Source organism: Saccharothrix syringae (assembly GCF_009498035.1).
Lineage (GTDB): Bacteria > Actinomycetota > Actinomycetes > Mycobacteriales > Pseudonocardiaceae > Actinosynnema > Actinosynnema syringae.
On record NZ_CP034550.1, the window covers coordinates 8936307 to 8960710 of the forward strand.

Sequence of the window (24404 nt, forward strand, 5' to 3'; positions counted from 1 at the left end):
CCCGCACGGCACCTTCCCACGCCCTCGCTTCCCCCTTCCGGCACTCCCTCCCACCATCAGCTCTCCCAGTCGCCTGACCACCCGATTCAGCGGTTGCCGAACCCCACTTCCGGGTACTTGACGGTTGACCCGAACCGGGAGGACCCATGCACACGGCGAGTCTGCAGAACGTGGTCGGGATCGACGGGCCGTTCGTCTCCGTGTTCCTGGACGTGGGCGACCACGTCGAACTGCGCTGGCGCGCGATGCGGGACCAACTGCAGGCCCAGGCCGCCGACCCGTACCTGGTCGCGTTGGCGCACAACGCGATCACCGGCAGCGTGACCCCACGCGGCATGGCCAGCCGCAGCCTGGTGGTGGGCGGCGGACGCGTGCTGGTGGACCGGTTCGTGCCGGTCCCCCCGACCGGCTACACAGCGCGCTACGGCGTCCTGCCCTACGTCCTGCCACTGGTGGACCTGTCCGAACCCCTGCTACCGCACGTGGTCGTGCAGGTCAGCGAACACGGCGCGGACCTGCGCGGCGTGGACCCCAGCGGCCGCCCGGTGGCCGTGGCGACCGTCGGCGCCCGCCGCCCGGACCGCCGCCTGGACGCGAACGAACTCGCCGACGTAGCCCAGGAGGCGACCGCCCTGGTGGACCGCCTCGGCGCCCCTCTGCTGGTCCTGGCCGGCCCCCTGGCCGGCCGGCGCTCGCTGCGAGTGGCGCTGCCGAGCCGCTACCACCACCTGGTGGTCGAGGTCGAGGGCCCACCGGACCGCGCGGTGCTCCACCTGGCCGGCCGCGCCAACCAGGACGCCCGACGCGCCGTGGTCGAGCGCTTCCGCGACGAGTCCACCCGCCTGACCGGCCGCGCGGTCCACGGCCTGGACGCGGTGTCCCGGGCGCTGGAGCGGGGCGACGTCGACACCCTGCTGCTGACCGACACCCTGGTCGGCGACCGCATGGTGGGCGAGCACCGGGCCGACGAACTCCTGCCGCTGCAGGCGGTCGCCTGCGGGGCGGACATCACGCTGGTCGGCGGGGCGGTCCGGCTGCACGAGGACGTCGGGGCACTGCTCAAGTCCTGATCCAACCTGCCCCGGTGCCAAGGCTCCGGGGCTGCCGGACACCAGGCCCCAGCCAGCCCCAGCTTGCCCAACTCCACCCAGCTTCGGCCCCAGCCCCGCCCGGCCTCGGCTTACCCCGCAGGCTGATCACCATCCCCGGGCGGGGCAACCCCTTGCAGGCATCCCACCCGGCTCCCCACTCCCCCAGCCACCGCCCCGACCAAGCCGAAGCGCACCGAGCCGAAGCCGACCAAGCCCACCCAGCCCGAGCCCACCCAGCCCAAGCCTGCCGAGCCCGGTCCATCCCAAGTCCAGTGGTTCGCGCGGTTCCTCATACTCAACCGAGTCGCGAACCCCCCGTTTACGTACACATCCAGCCGATGATCACCCGATCGTGTCCACGGCCCGCCCCACTACCCCTTCTTCCGCTTCTTCTTCCGCCGCAACAGCGACCACACAGCCTTCTCCACTGTCTCACGATCAGCCGACTTCGGCCTGATCACCACGCCGCCCCGCCACAGCTCCACCACCCGCGGGTCGACGTAGGACTTCCGGGCCACCGCCGGCGTGTTCCCCAGGTGCTCCGACACCTCCCGCATCACCCCCGCCTCCACCCGCTTCGCCGCGGTCTTCGTCCCCGGCACCCCCTCCCGCGCGAACGCCGCCGCCGCGAGCACCGTCGCGTGCCACGTCCGCAGGTCCTTCACCGAGTACTCGCCCCCGACCAGCTCCTTGAACCGCTCGTTGATGTCGTCCGACGAGACCTCGCCCCCGCCCTCGTCGACCAGCAGCCGCTCGCCGCTCCCGGTCCGCCCCCGCAGCAGCGACCGCACCGCCCGCGCCAGCACCGGGTCCTCCACCTCGGTGGTGAACTCGATCCCGCCCTTGGCCGGGTAGCAGAAATCCACCCCGGACCGCCGCACCGCCACGTGCGAGCACAGCAGCGTCGCCACGCCGTGCGTCCCGTTGTCCGTCACGTACGTCTCGCCGCCGACCCGGAACACGCCCTTGTCCAGCACGCTGAGCGCCACCGCCAGCACCTTGCGCCGCGAGCGGCCGCCGGCCTCCAGCTCGCGCTGGACCTCCGCCCGGAACGCCGGCAGCGACGGCGCCAGGTCCAGCACCCGCTCGTGCTTCTCCTCGTCCCGGTCCTGCCGCCACCGCTCGTGGTAGAGGTACTGCCGCCGCCCGGCGGAGTCGGTGCCGACCGCCTGGATGTGCCCGTTGGGGTGTGGGCACACCCACACGTCGCGCCAGGCCGGCGGGATGACGAGCGCCTTGACCCGCTCGACCGACTCCGCGTCGAGGGGCGCGCCGTCGGCGTCGGTGTAGCTGAAACCGCGTCCCCGCGCCCGGCGGTGCCAGCCGGGGCCGTTCGGGTCGCTGCGCCGGAGTCTCACCCCGCGCAGGTTCCCGCGCAAAAGTCGGCCAAACACGATGATTGGATCATGCGCCGATCGGGTATGGGTGCGGGCATGAGGCAGCCGTGGACCGTCGGGGTCGAGCAGGAGTTCCTGCTCGTCGACCCCGAATCGCGCCGTCCCGTCCCGTTGGCCGAGTCGGTCCAGCAGCACGCCGGGGCGGTGCTCGACGTGCAGCGCGAGCTGACGCCGTTCCAGATCGAGGTGGCCACGCCGGTGTGCGAGTCCACCGACGAGCTGTTCGAGCAGGTCCTGCTCGGTCGCACGCACCTGGCCAAGGCCGCGCACGCGGCGGGGTGCCGGCTGATGGCGTCGTCGGTGCCGCCGATCGGCACGGCGGGTCCGCCGCCGGGCACGGACGACCGCCGCTACCGGCTGATGGAGTACTCCCACCGCAAGATGATCGGCGGCTCCGGGGTGTGCGGCATGCACGTCCACGTGGGCGTGCCGGACCGGGACACGGCGGTGCGGATCTCCAACGCGCTGCGGCCGTGGCTGCCGACGCTGCTGGCGCTGAGCGCGAACTCGCCGATCGAGCAGGCCGAGGACACCGGGTACGCGAGCTGGCGCTCGATCGTGTGGTCGCGCTGGCCGATCAGCGGTCCCCCGCCGCACCTGGCGTCGGCCGAGGAGTACGACCGGGTGGTGGCGGCGCTGGAGGCCACCGAGGTGCTGCTGGACAGCGGCATGGTCTACTGGGACGTCCGGCCGTCCGCGAACCACCCGACGGTGGAGGTGCGGGTGACCGACGTACCGCTGACCGCCCGCGAGGCCGTGGTCATCGCCGAGCTGATCAGGGCTTTCGCCCGCACCGCCGCCGAGTCGGACGACGCCGAGCCGGTGGACGAACTGCTGCTGCGCGCCGCCTACTGGCGTGCCTCGCGCGACGGCGTGGACGGGTTGGCCGTGGACCCGCGGAACGGTCACCTGGCGCCGGCGCGCGAACTGGCCCTGGAACTGGCGCGGTGGTGCGCCCCCGCGTTGCGCGACGCGGACGCGCTGGGCACCGTGGAGGGGCACCTGGAGTGGTTGCGCGGGCACGGCAGCGGCGCCGCCAGGCAGCGGCGGGCGTTCGGCGCCTCGCCCGATGCCCGTGAGCTGGTTGACCTGGTGGTGGCCGAGACGGTCGACGACGCCCGTTGAGGACTACCGTGGAGTACGCGCCGCACCCGGCGGCGGTGAACGAGAGGAGAACGGGCGTGCCAGAACCCGCGGCGACGCTCGCTTCCGTGCGGGTCGACCGACCGGCGGACGGCGTGGTGGTGCTGCACGTGTCCGGCGAGTTGGACACCAGCAGCGCGGACGAGCTGGCCAGGCCGCTGAAGGAGCACCTGGTCGAGAACGTGCGAGGGGTGGTCGTCGACCTCGGCGGAGTGCGGTTCCTGGGCTCGGCCGGCCTGGAGGCGCTGGTCGTGGGCAACCAGCGGGCGTCCTCGCTGGGCGTGTCGCTGCTGCTCGTGGCCACGAGCCGGGCGACCCTGCGCCCCATCCAGGCGACCGGGCTGGACTCGGTCTTCACCGTGGTCGAGTCGCTCGACGAGGCACTGGGTCGGTTCTAGCGGAACCGGCGGACGGTCCTGATGGCGCAGCGCACCGCCCCCACCGGGGGCAGTGCGCCCGCCGGGGCCACCACCCAGCGGGACTCCCTGGCCGGGACGCGGCCGGGGCCCCGCCAGTAGCGCACGTCCGGGGGCAGGACGTGCGGCGGTTCCGGGTCGGGCTCCGGCCGGACCAGGAACAGCCACCGCAGCCGCGGGCCGGGGATGGCGAGGATCGGGCCGAGCGGCCCGGCGGAGCGCAGCTGGTGGCTCACCTCCGCGCCCCAGCTGGCGGGCACCTCCACGGCCATCGCGCCCTCGTCCAGCACCAGGCAGTCACCGACGTGCCACTGTTCCATGCCCGTCGATGGTGACGACGCTCCGTGACGAGATCATGTCCGCGCGCCACGCCCGCATTAATTCTGGCCGATGTCCTCGAACCACAGCTCGGGCCTGGCCGCGATGAACTCCGCCATCATCCCCGCGCACCCCGGGTCGTCGAGCAGCGTGATGCGCACGCCGTGCTCGGCCAGCCAGTCGTGACCGCCGTGGAACGTCCGGGCCTCGCCGATCACCACGTGGGGTATCCCGAACTGGCGGACCAGGCCGCTGCAGTACCAGCAGGGTGACAGCGTGGTGACCATGACCGTGTCGCGGTAGCCCGGCCGGCGGCCGGCGTCGCGGAACGCGGCGGTCTCGGCGTGGGTGGAGGCGTCGCCGTCCTGGACCCGGCGGTTGTGCCCGCGCCCCAGCAGCCCGCCGTCGGCGGAGAACAGCGCCGCGCCGATCGGTATGCCGCCCTCGGCCAGGCCCGCGCGGGCTTCCGCCACCGCCACGGCCAGCATCTCGCGTGCGTCCACGCGGCCAACCTACTCCGGCCGCTCCCCCTCGCCCCTCGGCCAAACCCCCGTGCCCACCCGACCCGAACGTGGAACTCAGGGGGTCTGAACGTTCGACACGACGGTCCGGGACGTTCGACTCGCGCGAGTCGAACCTCCGGACCCCGCGTGTCGAACCTTCGGGACCCCCGAGTTCGACGTTCGGGTGTTGAGCGGTCGGCTCGCGGTGTCCGAGTGGAGGACACGCGGTGTCGGGGTGGAGGACACGCGGGGGTCAGGCGCCGTAGCAGAGGAAGCCGGCGGCGGCGGCGAAGGCGGCGTCGCCGGCTTCGCGGTGGGCTTCCTGGGCGCGGGCCAGGGCCACGGCCGGTGGGTCGCCGGCGCCCAGGTGGCGGTGCAGGTCGACCATGAGCGGGGTGGTCACCTCGGCGGGGACGGGGACCACCGGGGCGATCAGGGTGCGGGTGCCCAGGCCCAGGAGGGCGGCGGTGAAGCCCATCAGCTCGTCGCCGGGGCGCACCGCCGACAGGCCCGAGTCGCAGGCGGACAGCACCACCCGGGCGGGTGGGGTGCGGAGTTGTTCCAGGTCGTAGACGGTGAGCGGGCCGTCGGCCAGTTCCAGGGCGGAGAACAGCGGGTTGTCGGCGCGGAACGAGCCGTGCGCGGCGATGTGGGCCAGGGACGCGCCGTCCATGGCCGCGGCCACCGCGTCGACCGTGGCGTCGGCGCCCACCAGCACGGACGCCGCACCGGTCAGGGGGGTGATGGCGGTGATCTCGGCGGGGGCGGCGGGCAGCCTCGGGCCGGCCGCCAGGACCACCCGACCGGAAGCGGGAGGGGAAGGGGGTGGGGAAGAGGGAGGAGTGGGGAGGGCGGAAGGGGAAGGGGCCTGGCGGCCGGGAGAGGCGGGCGGTGGGGAGGTGGGGGTGGGCGGGGAAGCGGGGGCGGGTGCGGTGTGGGCGCGCAGCCAGACGGTGGCGGAGGGGGCGACCACGACGGACCGGCCCCGGAAGCCCGGCAGCGCCGACCACGGCAGGCCGCCGAGCAGGCCGGTGGGTGCCAGGACCAGGGGGCGGGAGTCGAGGCGGCGGCGCAGGGGGGCGAGCAGCCGGGCCTCCAGCAGGCCGGCGGCGTGGTCGGCGCCGGCGCGCACGGCCGTCCGGTCCAGGTGCTCGGGCAGGGTGACCAGGCGGTGCAGGGCGAAGCGCAGCAGCCGGACCTCGCGCAGCGCGCCGTCGAGCGGGCCGAGGTGGTGCAGGGAGGTGCGGCCGCCGGCGACGACCACGGCCAGCAGCGCGCCGTCGTAGTCGATGTACTCCACGAGCGCCGACGAGCCGAGGGCGGCGGCCAGGTCGCGCACGGCGGAGGGCTCGAACACCGCGCCGCCGCCGCTGGCCTGCCTGGTCAGGTCGCGCACCCGCTGCTCGCCGCGCACCCGCCGCTGCCGCAGGGCCGCCACGGGCTTGCCCGCCAGCAGCGCGGCCTCCAGGTCGGCGGTCACCGCGCGCAGCTCGGCCAGCGCGTCGGCCAGGCCGGAGTCCTCCGGCGGCCGGGCGGGCGTCATCCGCAGGGCGCCCGCCCGCCACGCCTCGGCCCACGACAGCACCCGCGCGGCGTGCCCGGACGCCACCGCCGACCGCAGGCCCTCCAGCGCCAGCGCCTTGCCCTGCGCGCCGCTGAGCGCCCGCAGCTCGACCGCGCCCAGCGACACCCGGTACTCGTCGAGCAGCCGCAGGCCCCGCCGCAGCGCGCTCTGCGCGCCCCGCGCGTTGCCCTCCAGGTCGCGCCGCAGCGCCTCGGCGTACCAGCCCTGCACGCGGTGCGCCGCGGGTCCGGCGCCGCGCCGGGCCGCGCCGGCCACGGCCAGCTCCGCCACCGCGCGCCGCCGGTCGCCGAGGTCGCGGGCCACCAGCGCCGCGTCGACCCGCGCCTCCAGGGCGGCCATCCGCCTGCCCAGGGCGTCCAGCCGGGACGCGACCCGGGTCAGCGCGGTCACCAGTGCCCGGTCGCGCCGCCCGCTCAGGTAGGCCGCGCGCAGCTCCAGGTGCCGCGCGCCCACCGCCCACACCTCGCGCTTCTCGCGCCGGAACCCGCGCCGCGCGGCCACCGCCAGCTCCGCGGCCCGGTCCAGGTCGTCCTCCATCAGGGCGATGCGGGCCCGGTAGAACACGGCCTCGGAGCGGGCCAGCACCAGGTCGTCGCCCAGTTCCTCCAGCGCCCGGTCGGCGGCCGCCCGCGCCTCCTCCAGCAGCGGCACCGACACCAGCAGCTCCAGCCGGTTGATCAGCAGCGCCGGGCGCGGCACCTCCAGCCGCCGGTACTCGCGCTCGGCCTCGGCGAACATGGTCAGCGCCCGCGGCACGTCGCCCGCCCGGGACGCGGAGATGCCCGCGTTCCACCGCACGTCGGCCACCGCCAGCTCCAGGCCCAGGTCGCGGTAGAGCGCGGCGGCCCGGTCGAAGTCCTCGTCGGCCGCGCGCAGGCCGCCGGTGTAGGCGCGCAGCAGGCCGCGGTTGTTGCGGGCACGTGCCTCGCCGAGCTTGTCGCCGGTGCGGCGGGCCGCGTCGATGGAGCGGTTGTACTCGCGCTGCGCCTCGTCGTAGCGGCACAGGTAGTGCAGCACCAGGCCGCGCTGCATGCGGGCGATGTCGGCGTCGCCGCCGTCCAGCTCCTCCAGAGCGGCGTTGACCGCGCGCAGCGCCTGCGCGTGCCGCCCGGTGTTGGACAGCACGAACGCCAGGCTGACCCGCGCCAGCGCCGCCAGCCGCGCCGAACCGGCCCGCTCGGCGATCCGCACGGCGGAGCGCAGGTGCCGCAGCGCGCCGTCGAAGTCGTGCAGCTCCCGCAGCGACAGCCCGATCGCGCGCTCGGCGGTCGACGCCTCCCGCGCGTCCCCCGCCGACCGGGCCGCGCGCAACGCGGACCGACCCATCTCGACGGCCGCGCGCGGATCCCGCTGCCGGGCCTCCAGCGCTGCGGCGGCGGTAACCACGGCCACGTGACCACCTTATTACCGGCGTGTCACCAGGGCCTTATTACCCAGGGTGCCGACGCGGTCCGCTGTGGTAGCTTGATCAAGCTCACACCACCCTACCCACCCACTCCTGTGAGGCCGTGGTGTCCCAACCAGTCGATCGTTCGGAGCTCTACCGCCAGGCCTTCGAGCAAGCGATCAGGGAGCACAAGGAGTTCCGCCTCCACCCGGAGCGCGGCCGCGAGTTCGTCTACGTGGCGCGCGAGATCCTGACGATCCCGCAGGACACCGACCGGGTGGCCCGCAAGCTCGCGCAGAACAACATCGGCAACGAGCGCGGCAAGGACTTCGCCGGCATGACCAGGTTGCTGCTGCCGCCGGCCAACGCCGAGGACGTGCCCCGGATCGTGCGGCTGCTGCGCGACCCGGCGCAGTGGCCCGGCGAGCGCACGCCGGTGGTGCAGCCGCACCACGTGGTGTTCGGGCACGGCGGCAACATGCACGGCCACCCCGGCCAGCCGCCGCGCGCGGCCGACCCGATCGCCGACCCGGCCGTGGAGCGGGAGGGGCTCGGCAAGGGCGTGACCGTCGGCATCCTCGACACGGGCATCTCGCGGACCGCCTCGGCCGACCACCCGCGGTGGCTGCGCGACGCGTTCCTGCCCCGGCCGGACGAGGTGGACGCCGCCTACGCCCACGACGACGTGTTCGCCCTGGAGGGCGGGCACGGCACGTTCGTGGCGGGCGTGGTGCGGCAGGCCGCGCCGGGCGCGCGGTTCGACCCGGAGCGGGCGCTCAGCCCGGTGGGCCTGGGCACCGAGGAGGAGTTCGCGCAGGCGCTGTCGTCGTTCGACGAGCCGCGCGTGCAGGTCGTCAACATCTCGCTGGGCTGCTTCACCCTGGACGACGTCGCGCCCGAGCCCGTCCGCCGGGCCGTCGAGCGGCTGCCCGAGGACGTGGTGGTGGTCGCCTCCGCGGGCAACCAGGGCACGGCCCGGCCGAGCTGGCCCGCCGCCCTGCCGCGGGTGACGGCGGTGGCCGCGCTCGCCCAGGAGCGCGACGGCACCCTGTCCCCCGCCTGCTACTCCAACCACGGCCACTGGGTGGACGCGTGCGCGGTCGGCAACCGGACCAGCACGTTCCTCAAGGGCCGGTGGGTGCTGCCCGGCCAGCCGGAGGAGGTCTACGACCGGTTCGCCTACTGGCTGGGCACCTCGTTCGCCGCGCCGCACGTGGCGGGCCGGATCGCCGCGACCATGACCGAGTCCGCGGTGACCGCGGCGCAGGCGCGCGACCAGCTGATCGCCGGGCAGCCGGAGTTCTTCCCCGGTTACGGTGTCTACGTGGAATAGGCGGTATCTGGCGCTCAGGTCGGTGCTCCCTAGTGTGTGGTAGCGACGAACGCGAAGTCCGAGACCCGGCCGGGGTCCGCGCCGGTGCACGCCCGGTCGGGGGTGCGGCACCCCCGGGACCCGAGGAGGGGACGTGACCCCTGCAGCCACGATCGGCGCGCTGGTGGGCGCGGCGGCGGACGGCGACCAGCGCGCGTGGGACGAGATCGTCGCCCGCTTCACGCCGCTGGTGGTGTCGGTGGTCAACCGGCACCGGCTGCGGCCCGCGGACGCCGCGGACGTCAACCAGACGGTGTGGCTGCGCCTGGTCGAGCAGATCGGCAGGCTGCGGGACGCGGACGCGCTGCCGGGGTGGATCGCCACGACCACCCGCAACGAGTGCCTGCGGATGCTGCGGATGCAGCAGCGCGTGCAGCCGTTCGACCCGCAGTCCGAGGAGGAGCCGGCGAGCCCCGTGGACGCGGAGGCCGAGCTGGACGAGGAGCTGGAGACCGCCCAGCGGCTCCAGGCCCTGCGCGACGGGTTCCGGTCGCTGCCCGAGCAGTGCCGCGAGCTGCTGGCCGCGCTGCTGGTGGACCCGCCGCCGAGCTACGCGTCGGTCGGCGAGCGGCTGGACATGCCGGTGGGCAGCATCGGGCCCACCAGGAGCAGGTGCCTGGACAAGCTGCGGCGAACTCCCGCGGTGTTCCGCCTGGTCAAACCGAGGCGGGTGGGCGGAGGAGGTGTGCTCGGTGTTGAGGGGCGATCAGGCGTGGGAAAGCGATGAGGAGCTGCTGCGGGACCTGAAGGCGGCGTTGGCGGAGGAGCGGGACGTGCCCGCGCACGTCCTGGAGGCGGCGCGCGCGGCCTACACGTGGCGCACCGTCGACGCCGAGCTGAGGGCCCTGACCAGCTACGACTCGATCCTGGACGCGGAGCTCGCGGTGCGCGCGCGCAGCACGTCGACCGCGCGGCAGCTCGTGTTCGACGCCGAGGGCGTCTCGGTGCAGGTCGAGGTGACCGCGGCGGGCGTGGCCGGGCAGGTGCTGCCGGCGCGGCCCGGGCGGGTCGAGCTGCTGACCGCGACCGGGCCGGTGGCGGAGGTGGAGCTGGACGAGCTGGGCATGTTCCTGCTCGGGCCGCCGCCCCCGGGACCGGTGCGGTTCCGCTGCGTCGTGGACGGCACCACCGTGGTCACGGACTGGGTTTGCGTGTAGCCCCGTCACGGGCGCCTGCCCGCCCGTGACGGGGCGCTTCCGGCTCGGCGGGGCCGGGCCCGGGCTGAAGTGCGTGCGCGCGGTTTCACCCGCTCCGGCGACGATTTCATCCGCTCTCGATAGAACTTCCACGAACGAGTGATAAGGGTTCGTACCCCGTTCGGCGGATGGAGTTCGCCAGTAGGGTGGTCGGGCCGACGGGGTTGACCGGCGGTCGAGCCATCACCCGGGAGGTGCACCGTGAGCGAGCGCACCGGCTGGTCCCCGGACGGGATCGACATCAGCCTCCCGAGTTCCGCGCGCATCTACGACTACCTCCTCGGCGGCGGCCACAACTTCGCCGCCGACCGCGCCACCGCCGAAGAGCTGGTCCGGGTCCTCCCGGTGCGCGAGATGGCCCGGCTCAACCGCTCCTACCTGCGCCGCGCCGTGCTCGCCCTGGTGGAGGCGGGCATCCGCCAGTTCCTCGACCTCGGCTCGGGCATCCCGACCGTCGGCAACGTGCACGAGGTGGCCCAGGAGGTCGAGCCCTCCTGCCGCGTGGTCTACGTCGACGTCGAACCGGTCGCCGTCACGCACGCCAGGGCCCTGCTGGTGGGCAACCCGCGCGCCACCGCCGTCCAGGCCGACCTGCGCGACCCGGCGGCCGTGCTCGGCCACCCGGAGACCCGGCGGCTGCTGGACCCCGACCGGCCGGTGGGGCTGCTGGCCGTGGGCGTCCTGCAGTTCATCCCCGACTCCGACGACCCGTGGGGCCTGCTGGCCCGCTACCGGGACGCGCTCCCGTCGGGCAGCTACCTGGCCCTGTCCCACTTCACGCCCGACCGGATGCCGCGGGCGATGGCGGCGGGCGCGGACATCTTCCGGCAGACCGCCGAACCCATCACCCCCCGCACCCGCGCCCAGGTGCTGCGGATGGTGGACGGCTTCGACGTCGTCCCGCCCGGCCTGGTGTTCACCCCGCAGTGGAGGCCCGAGTCGCCCGAGGACGTGCCTGCCGACCCGGGCCGCGCGAACCTCTACGCGGTCGTCGGCCGCAAACCCTGAGGCGCACCGCCGACATGACCCAGTCCGGTGACCCCGCCCGCGCCGAGGGCGACGCCCCCGCCGCACCGCGCCCCGACCCGGCCGAGGTCTGGACCAGGGCGCTGAGCGGCACCGCGTACGCGCCGATGGCGCGCGCCCGCATCCGCGAGCACCTGGAGCGGCACCTGGCCCACCTGGCCCGGCTGCTCGCCGGCGAGCCGTTCGACCCGGACCCCGGCGCCGCCGTCGGCGAGTGGCTGGTGGCGGCGCGGTTCACCGGGCCGCACAGCCTCCAGCGCACCGTCGAGGTGCTGGGCCGGCTGCTGGACGGCGACCCGGTCCGCGTCACCGCGCTGCTCGGCGCGGTCGCGGCCGGGTACGTGGACGCGGTGCGCGGGCAGGTCTTCGCCGAGCAGGAGGAGGTGCGGTCCTCGCTGCTGGCCGCGCTGGAGCGGACCCGGCACGACCTGCACGACAGCGAGGCGCGGTTCCGGCAGGTGTTCGCCAGCTCCGCGGTGGGCATCGCGATCTTCGACGCCGACGGCGCGGTGCTGGAGGCCAACCCGGCGCTGGTGGCGATGCTGCGGCCCGGCGGCGACCGCCGCGCGCCGTTCACCGACGAGGACCTGGCGGCGCTGCGCGCGGACCAGCGGCGCACGCTGCTGTCCGAAGAGGACGTCTTCCGCGCCGAGCGCCGGTTCACCGGGCCCGACGGCGATCCGATGTGGACGAACGTGTCCCTCTCCGTGGTGCGCGACACCGACGGGCGGCCCAAGTACCACGTCGCCGTCGTCGAGGACACCACCGAGCAGCGCGTGCTGCGCGAGTACCTGCGCCACCAGGCCCTGCACGACGTGCTGACCGGGCTGCCCAACCGGCAGAGCTTCCTGCCGGAGCTGGAGCGCGTGCTGGGCAGGCAGGGCGCGGCCACCCTGTGCTACCTCGACGTCGACGGCGTGGGCGCGGTCAACGACGGCCTGGGCTACGAGGCGGGCGACGGGCTGCTGAGGGCGGTGGCGCGGCGGCTGACCGCGGTGCTCGCCGGCCGGGGCGCGACCGTGGCGCGGCTGGGCGGCGACGAGTTCGTCGTCCTGCTGGAGGGCGAGCCCGCCATCCCGTCGCTGGCCGCGGGGATCCGGGCCGCGCTGGGCCGGCCGCTGGAGCTGGCGGGCCGCCGGGTCGCGGTGTCGGCGGGCATGGGTTTCGCGCGCACGGCGCGCGGCGCGGACGCGATGGCGCTGCTGCGCCGGGCGCACAGCACGCTGCGCCGCGCCGAGCGCTGCGGCAAGGGCCAGTGGGCCGTCTACGACGAGGCGCTGGACGCCCGCGAGCGGGACCGGCTGGCACTGGCCGCGGCGCTGGCGGACGCGCTCGCCGGCGGTGGCGTCAACATCGACTACCTGCCGGTGGAGCGGGACGGCGAGCGCGTCGCGGCGGCCGCCCGGCTGCGCTGGGAGGACGGCGACCGCGGCCCGGTGTCCCACGAGGACTGCTTGCGCCTGGCCGACGAGGCGGGCCTGGGCGGGCAGCTGTCCGAGTGGGTGCTGGACGAGGCGTGCGCCTTCGCCGCGCAGGAGGGGCTGCCGGTGCTGGTGTCGCTGTCGCCGGACCAGTCGCGCGACCCGGACCTGACCGCGCCGGTGGCCGACGCGCTGCGCACCTCCGGCCTGCCGCCGCAGCGGCTGTGGCTCGGGCTGGCCGCGGGCGGGCTGAGCGCGGACCCGGACGTGGTGGAGGACAACCTGACCACGCTGGCGGACATGGGCGTGCGCCGGCTGCTGCACGGCTTCACCTGCGCCCTGCCGGAGCTGTCCGTGGTGGAGCGGCACGTGCTGCACGGCGTGGCGCCGGTGGAGCCGCCGCGGGAGGCGCTGGCGCACCGGGCCCTGGCCGGCACCCTGCCGCTGGTGCGGGCGACCGGCGCGCTGGTGGTCAGCGACGGCCGGTGGCCGGGCGCGGACCTGGTCGTGCGATCGTGATGATCTCCCGGCTGGTGGCGGTGAACGGGCCGCGGTCCCAGGACCCGTGGCGCTCCAGCACCTCGAAGCCGGTCTCGGCGAGCAGCGCGTCGACCTGCTCGGCGGTGGTGAACCGCAGCGTCGCCCACTCGACCCTCGGCTCCGGCCAGTCCGGGCCGCGGTAGGTCTCGCTCAACCGCACCAGCCCGTCGACCACGCTCTCCACGCGGTGCTCCACGCGCACGGGCTCCCCGTGCTCGCCGACGACGTCCGTGCCGTGCTCGGGGGTCCAGCGCTCCCAGGCCCGCGCGCCGGGGTTGCGGGTCTCGAACGCGTACCGGCCGCCCGGCCGCAGGGCGCGGCGCACGGCGGTGAACTGCCCGCGCACCTCGTCGTCGGTGAGGAACACCTGGAACACGTGCCCGGCCATCACGACCAGGTCGAACTCGCCGTCGAAGGCGACCGCGCCCAGGTGGCCGGCCACCCACTCCACGTCGGCGTACCGGCGGGCCAGGGCCAGCATCGCCGGGTCGGGGTCGAGCCCCACGAGGCGGCCGGGGTGGCCGGCCGCGCGCGCCGCGGCGAGCAGCGCGCCGGTGCCGCAGCCGACGTCGAGCACCGCGTCGGCGGAGAGCACCAGGTCCAGGTAGAAGTCGTCGGACGGACCCCACTCGTTGATGGCGTCGTAGTGGGTCGCGTACGGGTCGCTCGCGTCGTCGGGCACCCGCCCGAGTGTGGCCGGGCACGCCGACGGGCCGCGACCGGTTTTCCGGCCGCGGCCCGCCAGGGGTCGTGCTAGGCGAACGTCGGCTGCCGCATCGCGTGCTGCACCAGCGTGATCAGCGTCTGCTTGGTCGACTGCCGGTTGCGCGCGTCGCAGGGCACGATCGGCACCGACGCGTCGATCGTCAGCGCCTCCCGGATGTCCTCGATGCGGTGGTGCAGCAGCCCGTCGAAGCAGTTCACGCCCACGATGTAGGGCAGCTCGCGGTCCTCGAAGAAGTCGATCGAGGCGAACGCGTCGGACAGCCTGCGGGTGTCGACCAGCACCACGGCGCCGATGGCACCGCGCACCAGGTCGTCCCACATGAACCAGAACCGGTGCTGGCCGGGCGTGCCGAACAGGTACAGGATCAGCTCCTGGTCCAGCGACACGCGCCCGAAGTCCATGGCCACCGTGGTGGTGACCTTGTTCGGGGTGCCCGACAGGTCGTCCACGCCGACGCTGGCCTCGGTCATCACCGCTTCGGTGGTCAGCGGCACGATCTCCGACACCGACCCCACGAACGTCGTCTTGCCGACGCCGAACCCGCCCGCCACGACGATCTTCGTCGACACGACGGCCGGGCTCACCGCGGGCGACCCCGGCCGCCCGGGAACGCCACCGCTCATGTTGCTCCGCTTTCCTTAGTAGGAGGTCAGCCGCGCATCGCGACGTGCAGCTGCGACCGGATCTCCGGGGTGAGCTGCACGCCGACCCGCTCGACCAGCCGCGTCATGGCGTAGCCGATCAGGCCGATGTCGCAGTTCGGCGCGGCCAGCACGGCCAGGCAGGACCCGTCGCTGATGGACATCAGGAACAGGTAGCCGCGCTCCATCTCGACCACGGTCTGCTTGACGTCGCCCGCCTCGAAGCAGCGCGCGGCGCCGAGGTTGAGGCTGACCAGGCCGGAGGCGACGGCCGCCAGCTGCTCGGCGCGGTCGATGGGCAACCGCGACGAGGACGCCAGCAGCAGGCCGTCCGCGGAGACCACGATCGCGTGCGCGACGCCCGCGACCCTGCTGACGAAGTCGTCGACCAGCCAACTGAAGTTGTCCAGTTCTTCGGCTGCGGTGGTCACTTCTGCTCCTTGTTGTCTGCGTTGCCGAACGACAAGCCCTCCCAGGGCAGTCCGCTGTCGTCACCGGACTCGCGGGCCATCTGCACGCCGCGCTGGTAGGTGGCGAAACGCTGCCGCAGGCGGTCCGCCGAGCGGCGCGGCGGCGCGGCCGTGGCGAGGCCCGAGGGCATCGTGCCGGTGGTCGACGGCGAGGCCGGTGCCCCGGCCGCCGGTGCCGACGCCCGGGGGGAGGGCGCGGTGAGCGAACCGGGCACCAGGCGCGCCTTGGGCACGCGCTTGGGCAGGCCCGCGGTCGTGGTGTCGTCCACCGGTGCCTTGAGCAGCTTGTTGGCGGCCGACCAGCCGTCGTCGCCCGAGCCCCAGCCGCCGTTGCCCGAGGACGGGATCGGCGACGGCGCGGGCTCCCGCTTGGGCAGGCCCGCCGCGGTGGAACCGCGCGGCGCGGGCGGCGTGGGCCGGGGCAGCGGTGCCGGTTCCCGGTCCTCGACGAGCTCGGCGCGGTCGGCGAACACGGTCTGCTCCGACGCGGTCGAGCCGGACGCGGCCGGGGCGCCGTCGGCGGGCGCGCCCGCGACCGGGTCCGCCATCAGCTCGACGCGGTCGGCGAACATCGTCTTCTCGGCGGCGGACTCCGGCGGGGCGGTGGCACCCAGGTCACCGCGCACCGGCGCCTCGGCGGCCTCGCCGCCCTGGAACCAGCGGGACAACACGTCCTCGTAGATCGGCAGGCGCTGGGTCGAGGCGTCGTCCTCCTCGACGACCGGCGCGGGCTTCACGGGGGCAGCCGCGGCGGCGGCGGGCGGGTAGGAGTAGTCGATCCGCTCACCGTCCGCGGGCGGCACCGTCTCGGCCACCGTGGCGGTGAACAGGTCGGTCGCCGGCGTCTGCTCGACCTCGAAGAACCCGTTGGGCTCGGCCTCGTGGGTGTGCACGACCGGCGGCACCGCGGCGGGCGGCGCGGGCGGGGCGTAGCCGTTGGGCGTGGCGTCCGGCGTCCACTTGGGCACGCCGGCCAGCACGCCGACCCCGCTGTCCTCCAGCTCCAGGTTGGCCGGGCGCGGCGGCAGCGCGGCCGGGGCGGGGCGCGCGGTCAGCGGCTCGGGACCGCGGTGCAGCAGGTCCACCGGCAGGACGACCTGCGCGGTGACGCCACCCTCTATGTCGTCGTTGTTGCTCAGGGTGACCCGGATGTTGTGGCGCTTGGCCAGCTGGCCGACCACGTAGAGGCCCATCTCGCGGGCCACCGACACGTCGACCTCGGGCGGGTCGGCGAGCTTGGTGTTGGCCTCGACGACGTCCTGCTCCTGCATGCCGACGCCGCGGTCGTGGATGCGGATGGACACCTCGCCGCGCCGGGTCTCTATGGCCCGCACGGTGACCTTGGTGGTGGGCTTGGAGAACGCGGTCGCGTTGTCCAGCAGCTCGGCGATGAGGTGCGCGAGGTCGTTGACCACGCGGCCCTGGATCTTCAGCTCCGGCGCGGGCGCGATCTGGATGCGCGCGTACTTCTCGACCTCCGACACCGCGGCGCCCAGCACCTCGGAGATCGGCACCGGCCGGGTGACGCGGCGGTTGACCGTGGTGCCGGAGAGCACCAGCAGGTTCTCGCTGTTGCGGCGCATCTGGGTGGCCAGGTGGTCCAGCTCGAACAGGCTGGCCAGCTGGTCGGGGTCCTGCTCGTCCTGCTCCAGCCGGTCGATGACGGTGATCTGCCGCTCGACCAGCGCCTGCGAGCGCCGGGACAGGTTGATGAACATGTCGTTGACGTTCGCGCGCAGCGCCACCTGCTCGACCGCGAGGCGGACGGCTTCGCGCTGCACGGCGTCGAACGCGCGCGCCACCTGGCCGACCTCTTCGGTGGTGTGGATCGGCACGGGCACCAGCGCCTCCTCCGCGGCCCGCTCGGGGTCGCGGTGCTGGCGGATGCGCTTGATGGCGTCGGGCAGCCGGTTGCGGGCCACGTCCAGGGCGGTGCGGCGCAGCACGCGCAGCGGCGTCAGCATGGAGCGGGCCACGAAGGCCATGAGGGCGAAGGCGATGACCAGCGCCACGGCCACCAGGGCCGCGTCGCGCCAGGCGGCGGCGCGGGCCTGCTCGGTCAGGTCGACCGCGGCGGCGTCGGCCTGGCGCTCGATGTTCTGCGCGACCGTGCGCAGCAGGGCGGCGGTCTCCTCGCCCAGCGTCAGCACCTGGTCGGGCTCGATGGTGATCCGGCTGCCCTCGGTCTGCTGCACCAGGGACAGCTGCACCAGCCGGTTGCGGCCGTCCACGGCGGGACCCGACACGGTGTCGGCCAGCAGCTGGCGGTTGTCCTGGCTCGCGGTGTTGGCGAAGTCGGTGAGCGCGGCGTCCAACCGGGACTGGGCCGCGCGCAGCGCGTTGGCCTGGCCGGGCGCGAACTCGCCGCGCTCCGCGGTGGACAGCAGGATCGCGTTCTGCTGCGACAGCTGCTCCTTCGCGCTGTAGAGCGCGAGGTTGGCACCCGAGAGCGGGGTGATCGTCTCGTTGCTCAGGCTGCTCGCGGTGGCGCGGTGGACCTGGGAGACCGCGGCGAGGATCTGGCCGTACGCGGTGTGGACGGAGACGTCGGGGTACCGGGTGTTGGTCACCGTGTTGCGCAGGGCGTTGAGGCCGTCCAGCGACTGCAGCGCGCGCTGGAACGAGCCGAGCACCGCGTCGTCGATGCCGGCGGTGGACGCGGCGACGTCCCGCAGCCTGCCGACCTCGACGTCGACCTTGCTCGACCGGGTGACCAGCTCGGCGGCGTTCTCCGCCCGCCCGCCCGCGACGAACCGCACGGCCGCGTCGCGTTCGAGCTGCAGCGCGTCGCCGACCGCGGCGGTCTGCGCGGAGAGCTGGAGCTCCCGCTGGACCTGGCCGAACAGCTCGACGTCGTCGAGCTGGGTGTTCAACCGCAGACCCGCGAGGGTCAACGTGCTCAGCGCGGGCACCAGGAGCACCACGGCGAGCTTGCTGCGCAGGCGCCAGTTCCGCAGGCGCCACCGGGACACGCCCCGGTCTGCGGCGGGCACGGCGCCTGTGCCGGGACCCGAGTCGGGTGGCCGCCCGTTCCCGGCGTCACCCGCGTCGAGTTGAATCCGCTCCGGAGCTTCCCCGGAGGCGTGGTCGTCGTGACCGCGCACCGTCAGCACACTCCCCAGCCCCCCAGCCAGTTAAACGACACTTCCCTGCAAACCCGGGCGATCTTGGTGGAAAAAACCCGGGAGTCATACCGCCGTTCGGACCAGATAGCCGGTACTTTGCCAATCAACCATTGTCGCGCGGACCGGGGCCGGGCCCGCTAAACGATCGCTAACCGGCGTTCACGGCTATTTCACGTCATCGACCCGGACGGGAAACACCCGCGGGGGGAGCCCGGTGCCGGGCTCCCCCCTGGTGGATCAGCCGCCCGACCCGCCGACCAGCATCGGCTTGACGTCGAACTCCTTCTCCAGCAGGCCGTAGGTTCGCATCAGCTCCGCGACCCGCTGCAACCGGGTGGCGTCCAGCGAGGTGGGGTACTCGCCGAAGTGCACCAGGCTCGCGGTTTCCTTGTCCACCTTGGCGTACTCGACCAGCAGCGGCTCCACCGTGGGGCGGTCGGCGGCGTCGCGCTGCCCCTTGGCCATCGCGCGCTGGAACGCCGCGATGGTCTTGGGGTTCTCCTGGGCGAACTTGCCGGTGGTGGCGTAGCCGCCGATCGGGATGCCGTCCGTGGGGCCGGACGCGGCGTCGAGGACGCTGACCTGGCCGCTGGTGCGCTGGGCCCGGCTGATGAACGGCTCGACCATGAACGCGGCGTCGACCGAGCCGTTCTGGACGGCGGCCTCCATGTCGCCGAAGGGGAGTTCCTTGAACTTCACCTTCTCGACGTCCACGTCGTTGGCTTCCAGCGTCGCCTTCGCGGTCAGCTCGGCGATGTTCTTGAACGTGTTGATCGCGATGGTCTTGCCCTCGAGGTCCTTGGGCGCCTTCACCGGCGAGTCGCCCTTGGCGAGGATCAGGAACATGTCGGGCTTGGTCTGGTAGCCGTCGTTGACGAGCTTCAGGCCGCCGACGCCCTTCGCGCCCTCTTTGGACTCGGCGAGGATGAACGACACCCAGTTGCCGAAGCTGATGTCGAGGTCACCGCTGATCAGACCGGGGATGGCCGCGGCGCCACCCTGGATGGGGACGACCTCGATCTCCAGGCCCTCCTGCTTGAAGTAATCCTTCTTGATCGCGATGTGGACCGACGCGACGTCGAGGATGGGCAGGAGGCCGAGCTTGATCTTGGCCTTCTCGACTCCACCCGATCCGGCGGCCGTGTCGGCGGGCTTCTCCTCGGATCCGCCGAGCAGGCCGCAGCCGGAGACCGAGGCGAGCAGCGCGACGGCGGACAGAACGCCGAAGATCCTTCTTGCCGAGAGGCCGACTCTTCGAGTCATGGGGTGCATCTCCTGTTGGAGTGGCGACTGTGCGGGGGCAGGATGCACGGGCGACGGAGGCGTTGTTGAGCCACTCAAAGTGACACGGGTGGCTCGACAAGACCCCAGTCGACCGACACTCGAAGGCTGATCCACTACCTTCGGTGAGCATCTTTGCACAGGCTGTCCAGAGGTTGGGGTACGTGGTGATCGATCTTGACTCCGAATGGGCCGTACAGAGCAACCGGCGTGCCGTGGGCATCGTCGGCGCGGGTCCGGCCGGGTTGACCCTGGGGAACCTGCTCCGCGAAGCCGGAATCCCCTGCGTGGTGCTGGAAAAGGGCACCCGCGAGTACATCGAGAACAGGCCCCGCGCGGGCGTGCTGGAGCACCGCGCGGTGCAGATGCTGGCCGACCACGGGTTGGCCGACCGGTTGCTCCGGGAGGCGGATCGGCACGGGGCCTGCGAGTTCCGGGTCAACGGCGTCGCGCACGAGGTGGACTACTCCACCCTGTACGACGGCCAGACGCACTACATCTACCCGCAGCAGGAGGTCGTGCGGGACCTCGTGCGGCACTACGCCGACGAGCGCGGCGGCGACATCCGCTGGGGCGTCACCGACGTCGAGCTGCACGGCATCGAGACCGCTGAACCCGCCCTGACCTGGAAGAACGCCGACGGGACGGCGGAGCGCCTCGAGTGCTCGTTCATCGCGGGCGCCGACGGGTTCCACGGCGTGACCCGGCGCAGCATCCCGGCGGGCGCGGTCCAGGAGTTCAGCCACCAGCACGGGATCGAGTGGCTGAGCATCCTGGCGGAGGCACCGCCATCCACCCACAAGGTGATTTACGCACTTCACCCGGATGGATTCGCGGGTCACATGCTCCGCAGTTCTACGGTTTCGCGCTACTACCTCCAGGTCCCGGTGGACGACACCGTCGACAACTGGCCCGACGAACGGGTGTGGGCCGAACTGCACAAGCGGTTGGCGCTCAAGGACTCCGACTGGAAGCTGACCGAGGGGCGCATCATCGAGAAGCGCATCCTGGACATGCGCAGCCACGTGGTTGAACCAATGAACCACGGCAGCCTCTACCTCCTCGGCGACGCGGCGCACATCATCACGCCCGTGGGCGCCAAGGGGATGAACCTCGCGCTGCACGACGCGGAGGTGCTGGCCGCGGCCCTGACCGCCTACCACCGAACGGGCGACGACAGCGGGCTCCGTTCGTACTCGCGGGTGTGCCTGCAGCGGGTGTGGCGTGCGCAGGAGTTCTCGCAGTGGATGGTGTTCATGATCCACCGTTCGCCGGAGCCGTTCCTGAGCCGGTTGGGGCAGGCGCGGCTGGAGCACCTCATCGCGTCCGGTTCGTCGGCCGGCTACTTCGCCCAGAACTACGTGGGGCCTTGAAAGAACACCACGCGATTAGCGGTCACACCGGTCGTTGAACCGTTGTGCCGCAAGGGGAGAAGGCCGTCGTCCCGTTCCCCGCCGAATCCGGGTGGCCGGTTCCGCGGGGAACGGGGCGAAGGCGGCGGGACAACCGGCGGGACCGGTGCCCGCCGAACGACCGGCCGTGAATTCGCAATTCCCCCGAGCCTTCCGCATTCGCGCCCGCGCGCAACACCGCCCCGGCGCAATTCCGACGCCGCTCCCGCGTCGAGCCACCGCGCGGAATTCAGGCACCACAAGGCATTCATCCGCCCCACTCCCCCGCGCGACCCCCCATTCGCCCGCAGGGAACCGAAAACGCCCCCGCCGCCACCGGGCACGCCCGCCCGCCCGCGGGAAACGATGTCGAATCGTTGCCAACGACGTTCGTCGAAACCCTTGGGGCACAACCCCTTCCCGCGGGGTTTCACCCGCACGGCGGACCCCGCGCACGAGAACGGGCGACCCCCGGCGCGGCCCCTGAGAGGCCCTGTGCGCCGCGGATCGCCCGTTACCCGAGTCCTACCTCACGCGAAGATCTTTCACGTCGTAGCGCGCTCCTCAGCCTCGACGCGCGAGACCTCCGCCCGCTCCGCCTCGGCCCACTTCGCCGCCTGCGCCTCGTTGGCCCGGCGCCGCGCCGCGACCTCGCCGGCGGCCTTGCCGACGTTGAGCAGCCGCGCCACCTCCGCCCGCAGCGCCACGAACTCGTCGGACTCGCGGGTGGTGATCTGGTCGCGCTGCGCGGGCAGGTCCACCTTCAGGTCGGCCACCACCGACGCCGGCGAGGTGGACAGCACCAGGACCCGGTCGCCCAGGTAGACGCTCTCGTCGATGTCGTGCGTCACCACCAGGACGGTGGTGTCGTGCTCGGTGCGGACCTTCAGCAGCAGGTCCTCCAGCTCGAACCGGGTCTGCGCGTCCACCGACGCGAACGGCTCGTCCATCAGCAGCAGCGCGGGCCGGTAGGCCAGGGCGCGCGCGATCGCCACGCGCTGCTGCATGCCGCCGGAGAGCTGCCACGGGTACTTGCGGTGCGCTTTGGACAGTCCCACCCACTCCAGGGCCTCCACCGCGCGCGCCCGGCGCTCGGCGCGGCCCAGGCTGCGGCGCAGGGGGAACTCGACGTTCTTGACCACCGTCAGCCACGGGAACAGCGAGCGGCTGTAGTCCTGGAACACCACCGCCAGGTCGTCGGGCACGCCCCGGACCTGGTTGCCGTGCAGGCTGATCTCGCCGCGGGAGGGGCGGATCAGGCCCGAGATGGTGCGCAGCAGCGTGGACTTGCCGCAGCCGGACGGGCCGACGACGCAGACCAGCTCGCCTGCGCCGACGGTGAACGAGAGGTCGGCGATGGCGGTGTGCGCGCCGTCCTTCGCCTGGTAGGTGTGGCCGAGGTCGGCCACTTCGAGCATCGCGGTCACGGTTTTTCCTCCACCGTCGCGGGGGTGCGCTCCTGCCTCGGCTGCCACGCGAGGGCCTTGCGCTCGAAGGCGAGGAGCACGGTGTTGAGGGCGTAGCCGAGGACTCCGAGCAGGAGGATCCCGGCCCACATGTCGGGGAAGTCGAACTCCCGCTGTGCCTGCAGGAGCTGCGACCCGATCCCGTTGTCGGTGCCGACCAGTTCGGAGACGACCATGAGCACCAGGGACAGCGACAGGGAAACCCGCAGCCCGGCGAAGATCTTCGGCGCCGCGGAGGGCAGGACCACGCCGAGGACCCACTGGTGCTTGGGGATGCGGAACACCGCCGAGGTCTCGAACTTCGTGGCGTCGACGGAGCGGGCGCCGTCGACGCTGTTGAGCAGGATGGGCCACAGCACGCCGAACACGATCGTGGCGAGCTGCATCTGGGTGCCGATGCTGAACAGCAGCAGGAAGACCGGCACCAGCGTCGGCGGCGGGACCGAGCGCATGAAGGTCAGCAGGGGACCGGCGAACTGCATGGCCGTCGCGGAACGGCCGAGGGCGAGCCCGAGGGAGACACCGATCACGGCGGCGATGCCCCACCCGGCGAGCAGCCGACCGATGCTCGGCAGCATGTGCTCGAACACCGCGTCGGTCAGGAACAGGTCCTCCGCGGGACCGGAGAACCACAGCTCCCACCCCGCGGCCACGATCACCGTGGGCCGCGGGAAGAACGTGTCGTCGGCGTACCAGGTGAGCAGTTCCCAGACCACGACCAGGCCCGCGAACACCGCCCACCGCTGGGCGAACCGGTTCACGACCGACCTCCCGTGACCGTGCTCCAGGCGACCCAGCGGCGCTGCGCGCGCTCCAGCCCCTCGTTGACGAGGTAGCCGATCACGCCCGCGACCACGGTCCCGGCGAGGACCAGGTCCATCCGGCCGGCGCCGCTGCGCGCCTCCATGATGAACTGCCCGAGGCCGCCCGAGCCGCCCGCGAGCAGTTCCACGCTGACCAGCACCACCAGGCTGGTGGTGGCGGCGAGGCGGATGCCCGTGAGCACGAACGGCAACGCGCTGGGCAGCGCCACGGAGAACAGCACGCGCAGCCGGCCGGAGCCGAACACCCGGGCCGTCTCGACGAGCAGGGGGTCCAGCTCGTCGAGCGCGTAGACGGTGTTGAACAGGATCGGCCAGATCGCCGCGTACACCGCGAGCGTGATCTTGGCCTCCGGTCCCACGCCCAGCAGCACGATCGCCAGCGGGATCAGCGCCACCGACGGGATGGGCCGCAGGAACTCCACCACCGCGCGGGTGGCGTGGCGCACCGCCGGCGCGCTGCCCAGCACCAGGCCGAGCGGGACCGCGATGCCCACCGACAGCGTCACCGCGATGAGCAGGGCGAGCACCGTGGCGACGACGTCGCGCAGGAATGCCTCGTCGCCCAACAACTTCACCAGCTCCACCGCTACGACGGACGGCGGCGGCAGGTAGTCCGAGGGAACCAGCCGGGACCGGCCGAACAGCTCCCAGATGACGAGGAACCCGGCCACGCCAAGCATTCCTCGGGTGAGCGCACGCACGCGCAACGCCTCTTCCCAGTTGATCAACCCCAGCCAACCCGGCTCAATCTAGAGAGCAAACAGCCCCACCACAATGAGTGGCGGGAAAACTCCACCATGTGATCTTGCAACACCGACGTGTCATACGCTCCGCCACAAGGCGGTTTCCAGCCCATCAGAGCAACCGATCCACCCACCCGACGCCCAGCACCCCCTCCCCGCACACACCGCGTGTCCTCCACCCCGACACCGCGAGTCGAACGTTCGGAGCGGGCGTGTCGAACCTCCAGCTCCCTCGAGTTCTACGTTCGCGCCCCCGGCGGGGGTTCACCCGGTCGGGGAACACAGGGGTTCGCGGCTCCCGGGGTGATCGCGCGGGCGGGCGGTGCACCGCGAAACGGCCG

At 73.3% G+C, this 24404-nt stretch carries 21 protein-coding genes; 9 read left to right on the forward strand and 12 right to left on the reverse strand.

Annotated elements, in window-relative coordinates; genetic code table 11:
* Positions 1–146 precede the first annotated feature (146 nt).
* A complete protein-coding gene (locus EKG83_RS37205) occupies positions 147–1070 on the forward strand; it encodes a hypothetical protein (protein ID WP_033428010.1) in 924 nt (307 codons plus the stop codon).
* A gap of 392 nt (positions 1071–1462) precedes the next feature.
* On the opposite strand, the gene EKG83_RS37210 is transcribed toward EKG83_RS37205, so the two are convergent.
* Positions 1463–2449 (reverse strand): DNA topoisomerase IB, encoded by a 987-nt coding sequence (locus tag EKG83_RS37210; RefSeq protein WP_033428095.1) that lies wholly within the window; start codon positions 2447–2449, stop codon positions 1463–1465.
* Between the two features lie 75 nt (positions 2450–2524).
* Between EKG83_RS37210 and EKG83_RS37215 the strand changes: the two genes are divergently transcribed.
* Together EKG83_RS37215 and EKG83_RS37220 are read left to right on the forward strand one after the other, a co-directional pair.
* A complete protein-coding gene (locus tag EKG83_RS37215) occupies positions 2525–3613 on the forward strand; it encodes a carboxylate-amine ligase (RefSeq protein WP_033428011.1) in 1089 nt (362 codons plus the stop codon).
* A gap of 56 nt (positions 3614–3669) precedes the next feature.
* Positions 3670–4029 carry an STAS domain-containing protein gene (locus EKG83_RS37220; protein WP_170191755.1) on the forward strand — a complete coding sequence of 120 codons (360 nt, stop codon included), beginning with the start codon at positions 3670–3672 and terminating at the stop codon, positions 4027–4029.
* Here EKG83_RS37220 and EKG83_RS37225 read toward each other — a convergent pair.
* The 3 genes from EKG83_RS37225 to EKG83_RS37235 form a co-directional block, all read right to left on the reverse strand.
* Positions 4026–4367, reverse strand: a complete 342-nt coding sequence (locus tag EKG83_RS37225) for a hypothetical protein (protein WP_033428012.1) — start codon at positions 4365–4367, stop codon at positions 4026–4028. The two genes, EKG83_RS37220 and EKG83_RS37225, sit on opposite strands and share 4 nt — an antisense overlap.
* A 57-nt stretch (positions 4368–4424) precedes the next feature.
* On the reverse strand, positions 4425–4853 hold the full coding sequence (locus EKG83_RS37230) for a nucleoside deaminase (protein ID WP_033428097.1): 429 nt from the start codon (positions 4851–4853) through the stop codon (positions 4425–4427).
* A 268-nt stretch (positions 4854–5121) separates the two neighbouring features.
* The gene (locus tag EKG83_RS37235) at positions 5122–7845 is read right to left on the reverse strand and encodes a CHAT domain-containing protein (RefSeq protein ID WP_051764522.1); all 2724 of its coding nucleotides are present in this window, start codon (positions 7843–7845) and stop codon (positions 5122–5124) included.
* Between the two features lie 119 nt (positions 7846–7964).
* Here EKG83_RS37235 and EKG83_RS37240 point away from each other — a divergent pair, with 119 nt between their 5' ends.
* From EKG83_RS37240 to EKG83_RS37260, 5 genes are all read left to right on the forward strand, one after another.
* Positions 7965–9173, forward strand: coding sequence for a S8 family peptidase (locus tag EKG83_RS37240; RefSeq protein ID WP_033428099.1), 1209 nt, complete (start codon positions 7965–7967; stop codon positions 9171–9173).
* 133 nt (positions 9174–9306) lie between these two features.
* A complete protein-coding gene (locus tag EKG83_RS37245; RefSeq protein ID WP_033428013.1) occupies positions 9307–9939 on the forward strand; it encodes an RNA polymerase sigma factor in 633 nt (210 codons plus the stop codon).
* Positions 9905–10369: a hypothetical protein gene (locus EKG83_RS37250; protein WP_033428100.1), complete on the forward strand. Its 465-nt coding sequence runs from the start codon at positions 9905–9907 to the stop codon at positions 10367–10369. The genes EKG83_RS37245 and EKG83_RS37250 overlap by 35 nt, the downstream gene beginning before the upstream one ends.
* A 240-nt stretch (positions 10370–10609) precedes the next feature.
* Positions 10610–11416 carry an SAM-dependent methyltransferase gene (locus EKG83_RS37255; protein WP_033428014.1) on the forward strand — a complete coding sequence of 269 codons (807 nt, stop codon included), beginning with the start codon at positions 10610–10612 and terminating at the stop codon, positions 11414–11416.
* 14 nt (positions 11417–11430) lie between these two features.
* A complete protein-coding gene (locus EKG83_RS37260; protein ID WP_033428015.1) occupies positions 11431–13374 on the forward strand; it encodes a diguanylate cyclase domain-containing protein in 1944 nt (647 codons plus the stop codon).
* Here EKG83_RS37260 and EKG83_RS37265 read toward each other — a convergent pair.
* The 5 genes from EKG83_RS37265 to EKG83_RS37285 form a co-directional block, all read right to left on the reverse strand.
* Positions 13328–14077 (reverse strand): class I SAM-dependent methyltransferase, encoded by a 750-nt coding sequence (locus tag EKG83_RS37265; RefSeq protein ID WP_033428016.1) that lies wholly within the window; start codon positions 14075–14077, stop codon positions 13328–13330. The two genes, EKG83_RS37260 and EKG83_RS37265, sit on opposite strands and share 47 nt — an antisense overlap.
* 71 nt (positions 14078–14148) lie before the next feature.
* Positions 14149–14745, reverse strand: coding sequence for a GTP-binding protein (locus EKG83_RS37270; protein WP_033428017.1), 597 nt, complete (start codon positions 14743–14745; stop codon positions 14149–14151).
* Between the two features lie 26 nt (positions 14746–14771).
* Positions 14772–15194 (reverse strand): roadblock/LC7 domain-containing protein, encoded by a 423-nt coding sequence (locus tag EKG83_RS37275; RefSeq protein WP_033428018.1) that lies wholly within the window; start codon positions 15192–15194, stop codon positions 14772–14774.
* Positions 15191–18226, reverse strand: a complete 3036-nt coding sequence (locus EKG83_RS37280; RefSeq protein ID WP_228122354.1) for a sensor histidine kinase — start codon at positions 18224–18226, stop codon at positions 15191–15193. Before EKG83_RS37280 ends, EKG83_RS37275 begins: the two co-directional genes overlap by 4 nt.
* Positions 18227–18595: 369 nt before the next feature.
* Positions 18596–19621, reverse strand: a complete 1026-nt coding sequence (locus tag EKG83_RS37285) for an ABC transporter substrate-binding protein (RefSeq protein WP_033428019.1) — start codon at positions 19619–19621, stop codon at positions 18596–18598.
* A gap of 143 nt (positions 19622–19764) precedes the next feature.
* On the opposite strand from EKG83_RS37285, the gene EKG83_RS37290 reads away from it, so the two are divergent.
* Positions 19765–21012 carry a 4-hydroxybenzoate 3-monooxygenase gene (locus tag EKG83_RS37290; protein ID WP_228122355.1) on the forward strand — a complete coding sequence of 416 codons (1248 nt, stop codon included), beginning with the start codon at positions 19765–19767 and terminating at the stop codon, positions 21010–21012.
* Positions 21013–21575: 563 nt separating this feature from the next.
* On the opposite strand, the gene EKG83_RS37295 is transcribed toward EKG83_RS37290, so the two are convergent.
* The 3 genes from EKG83_RS37295 to EKG83_RS37305 are packed head-to-tail and all read right to left on the reverse strand — an operon-like array spanning position 21576 to position 24021.
* Entirely contained in the window at positions 21576–22457 is an 882-nt protein-coding gene (locus EKG83_RS37295; protein WP_153278694.1) for an ABC transporter ATP-binding protein, read from the reverse strand.
* The gene (locus EKG83_RS37300) at positions 22454–23257 is read right to left on the reverse strand and encodes an ABC transporter permease (protein ID WP_033428021.1); all 804 of its coding nucleotides are present in this window, start codon (positions 23255–23257) and stop codon (positions 22454–22456) included. The genes EKG83_RS37295 and EKG83_RS37300 overlap by 4 nt, the downstream gene beginning before the upstream one ends.
* A complete protein-coding gene (locus EKG83_RS37305; protein ID WP_033428103.1) occupies positions 23254–24021 on the reverse strand; it encodes an ABC transporter permease in 768 nt (255 codons plus the stop codon). Before EKG83_RS37305 ends, EKG83_RS37300 begins: the two co-directional genes overlap by 4 nt.
* Positions 24022–24404 lie beyond the last annotated feature (383 nt).

Excerpts from the sequence above, each read along its gene's own strand:
- EKG83_RS37215 (WP_033428011.1), top strand. The coding sequence starts at position 2,525 with ATGAGGCAGCCGTGGACCGTCGGGGTCGAGCAGGAGTTCCTGCTCGTC.
- EKG83_RS37260 (WP_033428015.1), top strand. The coding sequence starts at position 11,431 with ATGACCCAGTCCGGTGACCCCGCCCGCGCCGAGGGCGACGCCCCCGCC.
- EKG83_RS37270 (WP_033428017.1), bottom strand. The coding sequence starts at position 14,745 with ATGAGCGGTGGCGTTCCCGGGCGGCCGGGGTCGCCCGCGGTGAGCCCG.
- EKG83_RS37285 (WP_033428019.1), bottom strand. The coding sequence starts at position 19,621 with ATGACTCGAAGAGTCGGCCTCTCGGCAAGAAGGATCTTCGGCGTTCTG.
- EKG83_RS37230 (WP_033428097.1), bottom strand. The coding sequence starts at position 4,853 with ATGCTGGCCGTGGCGGTGGCGGAAGCCCGCGCGGGCCTGGCCGAGGGC.
- EKG83_RS37225 (WP_033428012.1), bottom strand. The coding sequence starts at position 4,367 with ATGGAACAGTGGCACGTCGGTGACTGCCTGGTGCTGGACGAGGGCGCG.
- EKG83_RS37205 (WP_033428010.1), top strand. The coding sequence starts at position 147 with ATGCACACGGCGAGTCTGCAGAACGTGGTCGGGATCGACGGGCCGTTC.